The sequence below is a fragment of the Thermanaerothrix solaris genome, from assembly GCF_032334255.1.
Classification (GTDB): domain Bacteria; phylum Chloroflexota; class Anaerolineae; order Anaerolineales; family Anaerolineaceae; genus Thermanaerothrix; species Thermanaerothrix solaris.
Genome location: NZ_JAUHMF010000002.1, coordinates 1,032,844 through 1,046,948 on the forward strand (window position 1 = coordinate 1,032,844; position 14,105 = coordinate 1,046,948).

The following is a 14,105-nucleotide window of genomic DNA, read 5'->3' on the forward strand; positions in this document are numbered from 1 at the left end:
ATAAGTCCGAATTGCAAAAGATACGCTCCACCGAAGGGCAAAAGTCTATACACTTTGGAGATATTTCATCATCGCCTCGAGTTGATAACCGGCTTTGGTAGCGGCATTGTGAAGAGACTGTCCCAAATGATGTAAGGCTAGCACGCGTTCGTAAAAGGGGGAACATTTCCAAGTGGGCAAACTGGCGAAGGCTAAGAGACCAATGGCTTGCATAAGCGCCACCAAGGTTTCAAAGCCTTCTTTGTGGAACCACAGCACTCCCTCATGCGAATGCAATCCGATCAAGGATTGAATTTCTGGATCGGCAAGCCAGTTTGCCATGACCTCGCTGAGGGAGCGAGAAAGGGCGTCTTCATCGTACCAATCCTGGTGTGCGATTAAAATGCGAAAGCCCGTGATGAAGGTCTGAGCCTGTTCTGGCGTGAGGCCAAGATCTTTAGCCGTTTCGGAGAGCAGGTGGGGAACCTGCCAGGTTTCAAGCCATTCCAGCGTTTGCTCCTTAACATGCATTGAGTCTTTGACTCGTCCGATTTCAAGACTGAACGCGGCACAAAGCAGGGCCAGCCAGCGTTCGGGTGCACCAAGAATCTGATCCTGAAGATTTTGCAAGGCTTGATTGAGCCGACGCGTTGTGGGGAGACTGAGTTTAACCTCCAAGACAGGCCAATGCATGATCAAGTTTAACCGTGCCTTCAAATTCGATAGAATGTCCGCCCAATCACCGCGGTAGCCAGTTAGGGTTTCTATTCCCCTTAGTAGGGCTTCTAACTTGTGTTGGGCTTCATCAAGCAAATGCACTGGTAGGCATTGCTGCGGTTGGGTTATGCGCTGCTGAAGCAGATAGCGGAGATACCCCGGATGGTAAATTTCACGCAGTGGTTGCCAGATGGGTTCCCAGCGAATTTGCTGTAGTTCACGCCACAGGCTCGGCGTGCCCCGTCCTTGAAGCCGTTCCCAAAGGCGGCGGTAGGTGCCGTTGGCGTCATCGGTCACTTCGCGGAAGTCGAGAAAAACGTGGGTTTGATAAGCATTGAGTTCGAAATACAACCCTTTATCATGAATTTCGGACGTGGGTTGGAGGTATTCCAGGCCATCCACAAGGTCGCGATAAATCACAAACGTATTCGGGTTACGGCTTAAACCCAAACCCTCACCTAGTGAGCGTTGTACCAGATGCCGCTTCGCCCCTTTTTTCACCAGGAAACCCACCGAGGTCTTAATCCAGCCGCGGGTTTCGGCAAAACGATTATGATAGATGACTAGTGCGCTCTCGTCGCCGAGGCGGTTAGAAAAGGCAAAGACATCTTCGTTAACAAAACCTTCTGGGGTGTAGAAATCATAGAGCAAAAAGTTTTCCACGCCGGCAAACAGGGCACGGCGGTGAAGCAAGGGGAAGATTTGTCGTTCGTGGCGGGCAATGAGGTCCAGATCTGGCATTTCATCCCAGTAAGCGCGACGGAATTCCATGCCGTATTTTTCGGCGAACCCCTCGATTTGGCCATGGCCGAACATGGGCAGGCCCGGTAGAGTGCACATCAGCGTGCAGACACCAAAATATTTATCTCCTTTGCCAAACTGTTCTACGGCGGTGCGCTCATCAGGATTGTTCATGAAGTTCACATAGCGCTTGAGAATTTCGGGTTCAAATTCCAAGGTGTTTTTGATTAGGGTGCGATAGTTGGCGTTCTCTTCATTGCGGAGCATGTTCATAAAGGCGCTGTTATAAACTCGGTGCATGCCCAGTGTGCGCACAAAGTAGCCTTCCATCAGCCAAAAGGCTTCAGCAAGGAGCAGGGTATCGGGAGCTTCCTGGGCGACGCGGTCAACAACCTCACGCCAAAATTCATTGGGCATCAAGCGATCAAATTCCTGCTTGGTCAGTCCATGTTCGGCACGGGAGGGAATGGCGCCGCCACTGCCCGGCTCCGGGAACCACAGGCGTTGGTAGTGGCGTTTGGTCAAGGTCATTGCAGCGTCAAAGCGTATGATCGGGAATTTACGCGCCACTTCCAGGATGGTCTGCATCACGGCTTCGCGCACCTCGGGTTTGAGGTAATTCAATTGCGCTGTGTCGTTCCAGGGCATGCTGGTGCCGTCGTTGCCGTGGTAGATGTAGCGGATATCGCCGGTGGTGTAATCCACTCGCTTGAAGACCACGGCGGCATCCGTGCGGTCATAGTAATGATCTTCTAAAAAAATTCCCACCCGCGGGTCGCTCGAAAGATCCGGACCGTTGAACGTGTAGGAGGGGAAGGGGCTATAATCCAGGCCGATAAACCAATCGGGGTGTTCGATGACCCAGCGTGAGTCAATCCCCATGTGGTTGGGCACCATGTCACTAGCCAGGCGAATGCCGCGTTGCCAGGCGCGATCTCGGAGGTTCTGATAGGCGGTTTCGCCTCCCAAGTCATCGGCCACGCGGTATTCGGCAAGGGAGTATGCCGAGGCGATGGCTTCGGGGTTGCCGCACAACTGCTTAATGCGGGCTGAGGCACGGCTGCGTTCCCAAATCCCGATCAGCCATAAGCCGCTGATCCCCCAACGCGCCAGCGTATCCAATTCTTCATCCGGGATCTGATCTAAGCGCTGAATGGGTTGCCCATATTTTTTGCTGAGTTGATCCAGCCAGACATAGGTATTTTTGGCAATGAGAACCAACCTTGGCATCCATTCACGATCAGGGCTGAAGGCTTCTGGTTCACCCTCAAGGTGCGCATAAGTGGGAATTTCCACCGGGCCTGGCCCCAGGAAGGGGGATTTCTGTTCTTCTTTGAGCAAATCCAGGCTTTTGAGTAAACGGGTCAGGTATTCGCCCAGCAAATACCCCCAACGCTGCCGGATATAGTCCAATTGTTCAAAGAGGGAATTAGGATGCGCAATGGCCGGTGCGCGCATCATGTCCATCAGGTGTTGGTTATCCGGGCCAAAGGTCGGTTGGGTTTCTAAGAACTGATAGAGTTCGCGAATAAGCGCTGCGTAAGCCGTTTCACGACGTAGATATTCTTCATCGAAGAGTTCCAGATAAGGATCGAGCGCAGGATTGCGGTTATTTACCCATAAAAGGAGCATCTCTTCCAGGGTTGCTGCGCGGTGCGAAAATTCGGCGGTTTGTCCTTTGAGGTAATCCTCGGGGCTTATGTGATTACGATAAACCGGCAAGGGTGGAAATTCGCGCACAAATTCCAATAGGGTACGGTCAAGATTGGCTTTGCCAATGCGGGCTTCTAGCCAGGCCAGCGCTTGGTCAAGCACCTGGGGGTTTTTCTGGCGGCGATAAAGAGCAGCCACCAGGTGTAAAATCTCGTCAATGAGTCCCATGGCATTAATCTCGCCCGCACGGACCACTTTTTCGGGATGGCGGGCCAGATCACGGCGGAGATTCATCTTTTGGGCAAAGCGGCGGGCGGCCTGAAAGTCGGCCAAGATTACGTTGCCGTTGAAAGAGAACAGCGTTTCATCGAATTGATACTGTTCACGAGCACGCCGCGAGATATGAAATTCCATCCGAGCAGGCCTCCACTTGGGATAAGAGGGGATCGAATCTACCCAATTTCATTATAGTCGGTCTTTGTGCGGCGCAAGCCCAAAATCCAACCTTCGATTAGATAAGGAACGTTTGACGGCGGGTTGGTAGGCAGGCGATTCTCCAATACCATGATCATCCCCAACAACCCGACTAAAGCATCAAAGGCATCCTCGGCAGTAAGGGCGGGGCCAAAACCCTGATTTATCTCGTGTTCAAGGTCGGGTGCAAGATGGATTCCCAATTTCCGAACTGCCGCCAAGAGGTTAGGGGCGTTGGCACAGCGGGTATAGTAAGACCTTTTCCCTTTTTTCTGACCTGGTAAAGAGAGATGGAGGTCTAACCCGAGCGCCGCATAATACTCTGCGGGGTAGGTTTCTGCTATGACAAGGGTAGAGGGTTGGAGTAATTCATCCAGCCGACCCTCGAAAGGCCAGAGTCTGACTTGGGGCTGTGTAAGGTGCCGGGCAGGGATTAACAATTCACGCCACCCTGAGAGGGCGGTCTTTCCGACTTGTTGTGCTCCCATCGTCCAAAATAAAGGTGCAGCGGCGCGCCGATAGGGGGTAGCGCGATCGCATTCGCGCCAAAGCGACCGAGGGGAGGATAACTCCAACCTTTCAACAAGGTGTGCTAAACGTTTGCCGCCAGGGCGGGAGGGGTAAAACGGCCGTCTGAGGTTGATCTCTGCGGCCTGGTCAGCCACCCGGAACCAATCGGGCCATGCGCTGTTTTCGAGTTGGTTAAGAAAAGAAAGAAAGTGACTGCATCCTATTTTCTGGGCATATTCCAAGGGTAAGCCAATGGGAAAATCAAATCCGACCAGTGCACAGCCATCCGGGGGAAGATGAGTTTGCACTAACGTCCAAAGCCTCTCGCCTGTTTGAACCGGAAGCGGAGAATAGATTTCATAGCCCCCAGAGGAAACACGTCTCCCCCAAGCCAGCCAACGTTTGATGGGCTGGCTACTCCAGTCTACATGGAATATCAGGTTAGGACGAGTCATGAGTTAAAGAGTTCGGGGCAAGCCAACCATTCCTCCCCCGATTGCGTGTTCCTCAGCCCTCGCCTTAGGGGATAACCATCTCGTTCAAGCCGATGGATGGCGCGTTGCAGGTCTATTTCATTCCACCCAAACAAGCGCATGGGATGAGAGCTGGGGATGGCACCAACACTGAGCAGGTAGCGACGGAGCAGATAGGCCCTGGCTTCATCTTCCTGGATTCTGCCAGCCTGAGCGATCAAATCGGGAAAGTGGCGGTGGGTGACGTCGTAAACAAACGCATAACGCCACGCACCCACCTCAGCGGTGCCGATAGGGAGCACACGAAACTGCATCTGCAAGGTCGTCAATGCGCGCTCAAAGCGTGAGGTGCTTTCAGGGCTGCTGAGATGAGCCGCGCGGCGTAAAGCTAGGGTATCCAAGGGGCCCTCACGCAGGAGGGCCTCGTATACCTGTTTGGCTTCGAGAGTCAGTAAGCCCTCGCGATATTGATCCAGATAATCATGTTCGGGATCTCCGTAATTGGGGGAAAGGGCATAGAAATAGGGGAGGGCTTCCAGAGCGATTAGCGTGTTTTTGCCGCGGATAACGCGGGCATAATACCAGACCCGTTTACCCAAAAGGCTATCCTTCCAATCCCAGCAAATGTGTCCCGGATCATCATGGGCATCGGCGACCGGGCGATCTCCTGCAGTAGCCACCCACAGGCTGGGCATGATAAGACCTTGGGCTGGCCAAAAAAGGACAAAACCCCGTTGATTGACGAAATTGATGGCTTCCTCGCGCGAACGGAGGCGCAGCGCAGGGAGAGAGCGAAACGTTCGTGCGCGGTAAGTTGCAATATCTTTATCGCTAAAACCAAACTCGTTGGTTTGAGAGGGCATGCGCACGCTTCAGGTTTGTCTTGTGATGCAAAAATCGCTCTCATTATAATGAGATTAAGGAGGTTAGTGCAAATGCAATCGGTCGTTGCAATGGTTATGGGTGGGCGGATTTCCCCGGTGGATGATTGCCTGGCTGTTTTCCTTAGTCTAGTGGGTGGTGGGGGTGCTAGGGTGGCCATTCTTCCCACTGCCTGCGATAACCTTCAAGTCGTTCAAGCCTACACCAGGGGGTTGTTGGAATTGGGGTTGCATCGTCCACCGTTGATCCTGCCTATTTGGGAACGGGCCCAGGCCGAGGATCAAACGCTTTGGCGCATTTTTTGCCAGACCGACGGCCTCTTAATTCTGGGTGGCAATGTGACTCGCTTGCTCAGGGTGGTGCGGGAAAGCCGGTTGCATTGCATCCTACAACAGGCTCTTGTTGCTGGAATGGTGATCGCCGGAATTTCAGCAGGCGCGGCGGTTTTGGGTGACCTGGTTTTTGTCTCAGATCATCCGCTAAATTCGAACAGACGGTGGCAATCTGGGTGGGGGTTACTTCCTCGTATCGTGATTATTCCCCATTTTCGTCAGCGTGGGCGTCAGAAAATCTTAATGCAGATACTGATACATTACCCCACGTGGTTAGGCGTAGGGATAGATGAGGCGACTGCAGCAATCTTTAATACTAAGGGGATCCACGCCATTGGCTCTGGCCAGATAACTCTAATGATGGCCAATCCGTTTGCCCTTTATCTATCCGGCGGTTCTCTTTCCTGGGTGATTCACCTGCAGGCAGGGCAATCGCTGGCGTGGGATACTCTTCCAATTCCATCCCTACCGGTGATCATCTCAAGGGCAGGAACGTTACCGATGGTCACCGCCCGTAACCGGTACCGCTGATATAGTGTTCCATTTCTTCAAGTAATAAGGCTTGATCGGAAATGACCGCTTTAACCACATCTCCAATGGTGACAATGCCAATTACCTTATTATTCTCAACCACGGGAAGATGGCGGATGCGTTTTGCGGTCATTAAAGCCATGCATTCCTGAACCGTCTGGTGGGGGCCGACGCAGTACACCTCCGGGGTCATCAGTTCTTTGACTTGTGTAGTTTCGGCCGAATGACCCAACAAGGGCACTTTCCGAGCGTAGTCACGTTCGGAGAAAATCCCCACCAATTTTTCGCCGTCCATGACGAGCACTGCCCCGATATCTTTTTCGGCCATAAGTCTAAGCGCGTCTAAGACGGTGGTTTCAGGGGAGACCGACCACACCTCAGGGGATTTGTTTTGCAAGATTTGCCGTACTGTGCTAATCATGATACCCTCCTCACCGATTGGTTAAGCAAAGGGTAGAACAATTTACTCTTATTTGAGTATATATCAGAAACACCCACTAGTCTTCAAGTGGGTGTTTCTGATTTGGCTCGACAGGATTTCAGAGTGAAACATTTCGTTGGGTGGGTAGGAAGGCATTATGGACAATCTCGGGATCAAAGAAAGGGCCGGGCTCGTGAGTGGTGGCATATTGATAAAGCGCTGCGGTATAGATACCGCTCAGAGTGGATTGAAGCAGGCTGAGCAATACCAGAAGCAGCAGATATGCGATAATCAATGGCACCAGGAACCAACCTGGTTGAGGGAATTGGAAGCCGATTAGTGCCAAGGGAATGACGGCCAAAGTGATTAGAACACCAGCCAGGCTAAAGACGACGCCTAACCCCACATTGCCCACAATTTGCTCGCCCCATGTTCTTTTGAGCAAGGCAGTACTGCGCTTAATGGCCTCAATAGGGCCAACGTTTTCGGTGGCTAATACGGGTACCACGAGAAAGGTGGCAAGGTTCCAGGCCAGACCAAGCAGTGAGACAATCCAACGCCCCAAACCGCGGTTACGCTGGCTTGCCAGTTTAAGCACGACGCCAACCGTAGCGGCGATAAGGGCATAGCCCACAACAGCGCCGAACCGCGCAAACGCAATTTGCAAGCCATCCTTGAACGTGGGATCACCGCCACGCAGCCGGATGAGGGCGGCGCCAACCAGGGCGGTATTCATGAAGAAAATGGCAGTGTACTGTACCAGATAAAACACGAACAGCACGAAAAGTCCGGTAACCTGAGCATTGCCAAAGAGGGCATTATCTACAAAGCCGGATATCACTAAAGGGATAAAAAAGGTTAAACTAACGAGCAAGGTTAGGATGCCCGAGATGAGGGGAAAAATTAGCAGTTCCTTGTCGGCATCCAAAACGCGTGCACTGGCTTTGACCAGTTCCCAGGAATTGCGTAGTTTTTCAAACATAGCATTCTCCCCTTGTTAAGTCTGTTCCTTGGGTTCGCCGTTTTCAGGGGGCTGACTATTCTTGCCGCGCCCAAGTTGCTGTGAACGCTCGTAGGCTGCCCAAACAGCGCGGCTGATGGCCGTGCGAAACCCTGCTTTCTCCAAATAGTATAGCGCAGCTGCAGATGTGCCACCAGGCGATGTAACTTCGTTGCGCAAGGAAGCCGGGTGGGCACGCCGAAGAGCGTAGTATTCCACTGAACCGCGGAGGGTTTGTACGACCAGTTGCTCGGCAATGCGGCGCGGAAATCCCAAGTGGACCCCGGCGTCAATCAGGGCTTCCATGAAAAGAAAGACATATGCAGGCCCGGTACCCGAAAGGGCAGTTGCCATGTCGAGGTAATTTTCCTCTTCCACAAACACCTCTTGGCCGAGAGCACCCAGGATTTGCTTGGCCATCTCCAGTTGAGCCCCGCTGACGCTGGGGGAAGCCGTCCACACGGTGATCCCCTGGCCGATTTGGGCCGGGGTGTTGGGCATAGCGCGGACAATGATTGGATGATTGAGTGTCCGGGCAATCTTTTGGATAGGCGCGCCGGCAACGATGGAAAGCACCAGCGCTTCGGGCCGGATTTGATCGCGTAGGCCGATCAGCACGGCTTCGAGACGTTGAGGTTTGACGGAAAGGATGACAATATCTGCGCTACGCGCGGCTTCGGTGTTATCGGTGGTAAAACGAATGCCGTAACGCTCGGTTAACTCCCGACCTCGCTCCGGACGTGGCCCGGCAGCGATGATCTGATTAGGAGCAACCACCTTCTGACGGATCAGGCCGTTGATGATGGCTTCAGCCATGACTCCCGGACCAATGAGTGCAATACTTTGGTCATTCATGAAACTATCGAACCTCCTTTGGCATAAGTTCAGGCGGACCAACGGGCAAAGATGGCCGTTGGTAATAAGCGATTGCCACTGGTTTCAATGAGAGCCACTTCCCCTGCTTCTATTTGACCTTTCCAGGTGCTCATGATTTCAGAAAGAGCATAATAAAGCGTGATAGCAGAGGCTTTGACGGCGTAAGCCGTGAGTATGACAAAAACCGGTTCTGCACTGAGTACAGCGCGGCAGGCTTGGAGTAATTCGGGGAGCAGTTTGTAGAATTCCCAGACCTCCCCCTTGGGTCCGCGCCCAAATTTTGGGGGGTCAAGGATCAGGCCATCATAGCGACGGCCGCGGCGAGCTTCGCGTTGGGTGAATTTCAATGCATCGTCCACAATCCAGCGAATTGGGGCATCTTGAAGGCCGCTCAAAATCTGGTTTTCGTGTGCCCAGGTGATCGCCTTACGGGAGGCATCCACGTGAGTGACGTTCGCACCGGCGTGGGCCGCGGCAAGTGTGGCTAACCCGGTGTACCCGAAGAGGTTGAGTACATTAACTGGACGCTTGGCGGAGCGAATGACTTCCTGGATCCAATCCCACTGGTTGGCTTGCTCCGGAAAAAGACCAACATGACGGGATGTGCTTCGTTGCACCCAACATCGGAGACTTTTATAACCCACCTGCCATCGTTCGGGGAGTGGGCGTCGTACCTCCCAGATGCCACCTCCTTCATCGCCAGAGGGTTGAAAGCGCGCGTGGGCCTTTGACCAGGCTTCGGCGGGTAGAGCGGGTTTCCAGATGGCCTCGGCTTCGGGACGGATTAGAATGTATTCCCCATAGCGCTCTAATTTTTGTCCGTTGCCACTATCCAGGAGCGCGTAATCTTCCCATTCAGGCGAAGTGAGCACCTGCAATTGGGGTGGTTTAATGACTGCAGCAGTGTGGCTATGAGACTGAGGGCGAGATGTTGATATGGGAGAAGCCATGGGTGTCAAAAGGAACAACAGATTGCATTTTAGTATACCACTACCCGGAGAATGGGATTTGAGCGAGTATAATGCGGGTATCTCTACCCTGTTGAGGTCGTAAGCGCTATGGAGAATAAATTTAACTTTGAAATCTGTCCCGAACGTCGCACTACCGAGAGTCTTAAATGGCGCGTGTATGCTGAGGATGTTCTCCCAATGTGGGTGGCAGACATGGATTTTCTCTCCCCGCCACCAGTGATTGAGGCTTTGCAACAACGCGTTGAGCATGGGGTTTTTGGTTATGCTGTTGATCCGCCAAGCCTAAAACAAGCGATAGTGGCTTGGCTGGAATCGCGCTATAACTGGCGGGTGAACGAAGAGGAGATTATATTTGTCCCCAGTGTGGTTAGTGGGTTTAACCTGGTGGCTATGGCATTAAGGGCCCCTGGAGCCGGATTGTTGATTCAAACGCCGGTTTATCCGCCATTCCTGAATGTGGCGCGCCAAGCCGGGATGAAGGATCAACGCTTGCCGTTATCGCGGGATACTGAAGGTCGCTATTATGTAGACGGTGAGCGCTTTCGAGCAGCGTTGACCTCTGAGACGCGCATGTTCTTGCTCTGCAATCCGCACAATCCGGTGGGGCGCGTGTTCACCCGGGAAGAACTCTGGGCTATGGCGGAGGCCTGTTTGGAGCGTGATGTGCTCATTTGTTCGGATGAAATCCATTGCGATCTGGTCTACAGTGGTCATACGCACATTCCAATTGCTACGCTTGATCCGGCCGTTGCTCAGAAAACGGTTACCCTGATGTCGCCAAGCAAGACGTTTAACGTGGCCGGGTTGAAATTTGCCTTCGCCATTGTGCCCGACCCGGCATTACGCAAGACGTTTAAGCAACTTGTCCATGACCTGGGAGGGGGTATGAATATCATGGGGTTGGTGGCTGCCGAAGCCGCTTACACCCGGGGAGCAGAATGGCTTCAGGCGCTACTAGGCGTGCTAGAGGCTAACCGCGATTTCTTGTATGAGTTTGTTCATAACGAATTACCCGGGGTGAAAATGAATCGTCCTGAGGCAACTTATCTGGCGTGGCTGGATTGTCGGGACCTGGATTTGCAACCCAATCCCTATGAATTCTTCTTGAACGAAGCGCGTGTGGCTCTGAACAACGGCAGGGACTTTGGGCAAGAAGGGCGCGGTTTTGTGCGTTTGAATTTTGGTTGCCCTCGCGCGGTGTTGGAGCGGGGTTTGATGCGCATGAAAGAGGCGCTGGAAAGAGCCCGGATGGTCTCATGAGCGGGTTGGGTACACCATGGTTAAACGTCCATCTTATGCTGGGACGTGCTTAGGGATACTCTTAGGTATACCCCTTGCATTGACCCTCGTCTATGCCTTGCTGTGGGGAATAGGGGCGGTTTTAATCACCTCAGATCCTTTGCGACCTGCGGAGGCGTTGGTGTTACTGAGTGGCGGGGGAAAGGATCGTCTGGAAGAAGTGGTAAGGATTTATCGTCAAGTCGGGGCGAATGTGGTGTTGTTGACCAAAGCCGAGGGATCACGCGCAGAGAATTGGAATGCAGATGAGTTAACTTCAAAGGGCATTCCCGGGGAAGCGATTCACATCACTCGCGGGCGTGCCAGTAGCACGTATGAAGAAGCGCGATATACGCGGGAGACTTTAGAGCAATTGGGCGTGAAATCGGCTCTGGTAATTACGGATCCTTATCATACCTTTCGGGCGCGGTTAATCTTCTGGTCGGTGTATCGAGGAAGTGGAATTGAGATCCGAGTGCGTGCGGTGCAGGGACACTGGTATCGTTCGACGACGTGGATGTTCAGCCGGCAGGGATGGGAGACAACGTTGAGTGAATTGGTGAAATTGGCAGGTTTTGTAATAGGTATACGGGGGGATTAATAAAACACAGGGCTGCATTTGCAGCCCTGTGTGCTGTTGGCCAGCGGTGGTTTATTGGGATAACGGGACAACCCGTGCTGCCTGCAGGCCCTTCGGCCCCTCTTCAATGGAAAATTCCACTTTCTGGCCCTCTTTGAGTTGGCGATAGCCGGCCATCTGGATTGCGGTGTAGTGGACAAAGACGTCCTCGCCATTCTCACGGCCGATGAAGCCGTACCCCTTGGTGGGGTTGAACCACTTGACAGTTCCTACATAACGTTCAGACATGCCTTAAACTCCATTTGGTACTTTGAGATTACTGGGGCCTGCGGCGCGTTACCACGGGCCACGTTGAGGCAAGATTATCATGCAATATAACAAATGTCAAGCCGTTTAGAGGCAGATTTTTTCTTTAGGGTGGTTGATGGGGTAGGCACTCGTGTTATAATTTGGATTTAGAAAGGGCCCGTAGCTCAGCGGCAGAGCGGGCGGCTCATAACCGCTTGGTCGCAGGTTCGAATCCTGCCGGGCCCACTTTGAACTTAAAAGGGACAGAAAAAGCGACCTTGATTCAATTTTTATCATTTACCCCGGGTTTATCGCATGAACCGGGAGAAATAAAGGCAACTCAAATCGGGCGCAGCCGGAGCAAATTTTGTTTCTGAAGCACGCGTTCCCCGGGTTTAACGTAGATTTCAACGACTTGGCTGGCGTGAGGGGCGCGCAATTCATTTTGCATTTTCATGGACTCTAGAACAATCAGAACGTCGTTGGCTTCGACCGTTTGGTCTTTATTAACCGGAATGGCCACGATCAAGCCGGGCATGGGGGCTTGAAGGACATACTCCGAGCGCTCGGTAGAGTTGGTGGGATTGGCTTTGCGCAAAGTGTAGGCCGTCTTGTCCTCAACTTGAGCGAGGTAGGTACGTCCCTTAAGGTGGATCTCCCACTCTTCACCCTGGGGGGAAGCCAGCACTTCGTAGGATTTTCCGTTCACGATGAGTGAGAGCAGAGGGGAATCGGTAAGGGCGGCCAGATCCACCTCAATGATTTCTCCGTTGATGCGAACATGACGATCATCTAGGATCTCGATGTGATACTCTTGATTACCGATGCGCACCACGTAGCCGGTCATTTTACCCCTTGATGGTCCAATCGAGCTATCGCAAGGCGTATTCCCATCGCCCTACCCATTTCCAGGCGCTGATCGGGCGTGCCGAATGATAGGATGGTGCAACAGTCTGTGGACGTTGGCGGTGAGTCACCAATGCGGCTGTAATGGCGGCTAGCAGGGCAGCGGTTTTTTCATCGTTGTTTTGGAGTGTGAGTAGATGGTTGTCTACGAAGGAAGTATCACACTGGCCGGCGATGAAACGGGGGTTATTCAATAACGCCAGGTGGAAGGGGATGTTGGTCTGCACTCCGACGATTCGCAATTCTTCGAGCGCCCGCCGCATGCGCTGAATAGCTTCGACGCGGGATTCCCCCCAGGTAATCAATTTAGCGATCAGGGGATCGTAATAAGGCGTGATCTCATAGCCAGCGTAAATTCCGCTATCCAGACGGACGCCAGGCCCAGCCGGGGTAAATAAATGGCGAATCTGTCCTATCATAGGGATAAAGTTATGGGCGGGGTCTTCGGCGTTGATACGGCACTCAATAGCCGCTCCGTGGATTTGGATGTCTTCCTGACTAAACCGTAACGGGCGCCCCATAGCAATCAGTATCTGTTCCTTGACCAGATCAATGCCGGTCACCATTTCGGTAACCGGATGTTCTACCTGTAAACGCGTATTCATTTCTAGAAAGTAAAAATTGCGGTTTTGATCAACTAGAAACTCGATGGTTCCGGCGTTGACGTATCCCACGGCTTGGGCTGCACGAACGGCTACCTTGCCCATTTGGGCGCGCAGGTCGGGGTTTTCGGCGAGCAAGGGTGATGGGGATTCTTCCACCAATTTCTGATGGCGGCGTTGGATGGAGCATTCGCGTTCACCCAGATGAACGATGTTCCCGAACTGGTCTGCCAGAATTTGAAATTCAATATGTCGTGCACCAGGGATGAGTTTTTCAAGGTAAATATTACCGTCGCCAAACGCAGCTTCGGCTTCACGCCGCGCGGATTTTAGCAAATCCGGCATTTCTTCTAGCGAGTGCACCTCGCGCATGCCCTTGCCCCCACCACCAGCGGTGGCTTTGATGAGCAGGGGGAAGCCTATTTGGGGGGCGATGGCTAATAGTTCCTCATCGCTGAGGTTGCCTTCTCCCTCAGTACCGGGCACGACCGGAACGCCGGCGGCGGCTACAGTTGCGCGAGCCACGGCTTTATCACCCATTGCGGCAATGGCCGAGGGTTTGGGCCCAATAAAGACGATTCCTGCATCCTGGCAGGCCTGAGCAAAATCGGCTCGCTCGGCCAGGAAACCGTAACCGGGATGAATAGCATCAGCGCCGCATTTGCGGGCAATGGCTAAAATCTTATCTGCGCAGAGATAGGATTCGCGTGCCGGTGATGGGCCGAGGTAATAAGCCTCATCGGCATAACGCACGTGGAGAGCCTGGCGATCAGCATCTGAGTAAACCGCTACGCTTTGAATGCCTAATTCTCGGCAGGCGCGGGCAATACGAACGGCGATTTCGCCGCGGTTAGCAATCAAAATTTTCTTAAACATTGGGCCTCCTTTGCC

13 protein-coding genes and 1 tRNA gene are annotated in these 14,105 nt (G+C 53.0%); 4 read left to right on the forward strand and 10 right to left on the reverse strand.

The window, feature by feature from the left end; translation table 11 throughout:
- Positions 1-45 precede the first annotated feature (45 nt).
- The 3 genes from QYE77_RS12985 to QYE77_RS12995 are packed head-to-tail and all read right to left on the reverse strand — an operon-like array spanning position 46 to position 5,410.
- Positions 46-3,504, reverse strand: a complete 3,459-nt coding sequence (locus tag QYE77_RS12985; protein WP_315625863.1) for an alpha-amylase family glycosyl hydrolase — start codon at positions 3,502-3,504, stop codon at positions 46-48.
- Between the two features lie 38 nt (positions 3,505-3,542).
- Positions 3,543-4,529 (reverse strand): hypothetical protein, encoded by a 987-nt coding sequence (locus QYE77_RS12990; RefSeq protein ID WP_315625864.1) that lies wholly within the window; start codon positions 4,527-4,529, stop codon positions 3,543-3,545.
- On the reverse strand, positions 4,526-5,410 hold the full coding sequence (locus QYE77_RS12995; RefSeq protein ID WP_315625865.1) for an AlkZ-related protein: 885 nt from the start codon (positions 5,408-5,410) through the stop codon (positions 4,526-4,528). Before QYE77_RS12995 ends, QYE77_RS12990 begins: the two co-directional genes overlap by 4 nt.
- A gap of 72 nt (positions 5,411-5,482) precedes the next feature.
- On the opposite strand from QYE77_RS12995, the gene QYE77_RS13000 reads away from it, so the two are divergent.
- Positions 5,483-6,292: a cyanophycinase gene (locus tag QYE77_RS13000; RefSeq protein ID WP_315625866.1), complete on the forward strand. Its 810-nt coding sequence runs from the start codon at positions 5,483-5,485 to the stop codon at positions 6,290-6,292.
- Here QYE77_RS13000 and QYE77_RS13005 read toward each other — a convergent pair.
- From QYE77_RS13005 to QYE77_RS13020, 4 genes are all read right to left on the reverse strand, one after another.
- On the reverse strand, positions 6,267-6,710 hold the full coding sequence (locus tag QYE77_RS13005) for a CBS domain-containing protein (RefSeq protein ID WP_399390607.1): 444 nt from the start codon (positions 6,708-6,710) through the stop codon (positions 6,267-6,269). The two genes, QYE77_RS13000 and QYE77_RS13005, sit on opposite strands and share 26 nt — an antisense overlap.
- A gap of 121 nt (positions 6,711-6,831) precedes the next feature.
- Positions 6,832-7,695: a DUF6159 family protein gene (locus QYE77_RS13010; protein ID WP_315625868.1), complete on the reverse strand. Its 864-nt coding sequence runs from the start codon at positions 7,693-7,695 to the stop codon at positions 6,832-6,834.
- A gap of 15 nt (positions 7,696-7,710) precedes the next feature.
- A complete protein-coding gene (proC, locus tag QYE77_RS13015) occupies positions 7,711-8,568 on the reverse strand; it encodes a pyrroline-5-carboxylate reductase (protein ID WP_315625869.1) in 858 nt (285 codons plus the stop codon).
- Between the two features lie 29 nt (positions 8,569-8,597).
- Entirely contained in the window at positions 8,598-9,539 is a 942-nt protein-coding gene (locus QYE77_RS13020; RefSeq protein ID WP_315625870.1) for a class I SAM-dependent methyltransferase, read from the reverse strand.
- A gap of 108 nt (positions 9,540-9,647) precedes the next feature.
- Here QYE77_RS13020 and QYE77_RS13025 point away from each other — a divergent pair, with 108 nt between their 5' ends.
- Together QYE77_RS13025 and QYE77_RS13030 are read left to right on the forward strand one after the other, a co-directional pair.
- Complete coding sequence (locus tag QYE77_RS13025) at positions 9,648-10,820, forward strand: MalY/PatB family protein (protein WP_315625871.1); 1,173 nt, start codon at positions 9,648-9,650, stop codon at positions 10,818-10,820.
- 16 nt (positions 10,821-10,836) lie between these two features.
- Positions 10,837-11,439 carry a YdcF family protein gene (locus tag QYE77_RS13030; protein ID WP_315625872.1) on the forward strand — a complete coding sequence of 201 codons (603 nt, stop codon included), beginning with the start codon at positions 10,837-10,839 and terminating at the stop codon, positions 11,437-11,439.
- Between the two features lie 51 nt (positions 11,440-11,490).
- On the opposite strand, the gene QYE77_RS13035 is transcribed toward QYE77_RS13030, so the two are convergent.
- On the reverse strand, positions 11,491-11,706 hold the full coding sequence (locus QYE77_RS13035; RefSeq protein WP_054522216.1) for a cold-shock protein: 216 nt from the start codon (positions 11,704-11,706) through the stop codon (positions 11,491-11,493).
- A gap of 174 nt (positions 11,707-11,880) precedes the next feature.
- Here QYE77_RS13035 and QYE77_RS13040 point away from each other — a divergent pair.
- Positions 11,881-11,952, forward strand: a tRNA-Ile gene (locus QYE77_RS13040).
- Positions 11,953-12,046: 94 nt separating this feature from the next.
- Here QYE77_RS13040 and QYE77_RS13045 read toward each other — a convergent pair.
- Together QYE77_RS13045 and accC are read right to left on the reverse strand one after the other, a co-directional pair.
- A complete protein-coding gene (locus QYE77_RS13045) occupies positions 12,047-12,553 on the reverse strand; it encodes a biotin/lipoyl-containing protein (RefSeq protein ID WP_315625873.1) in 507 nt (168 codons plus the stop codon).
- Positions 12,554-12,578: 25 nt separating this feature from the next.
- Positions 12,579-14,090 (reverse strand): acetyl-CoA carboxylase biotin carboxylase subunit, encoded by a 1,512-nt coding sequence (accC, locus tag QYE77_RS13050; RefSeq protein ID WP_315625874.1) that lies wholly within the window; start codon positions 14,088-14,090, stop codon positions 12,579-12,581.
- Positions 14,091-14,105 lie beyond the last annotated feature (15 nt).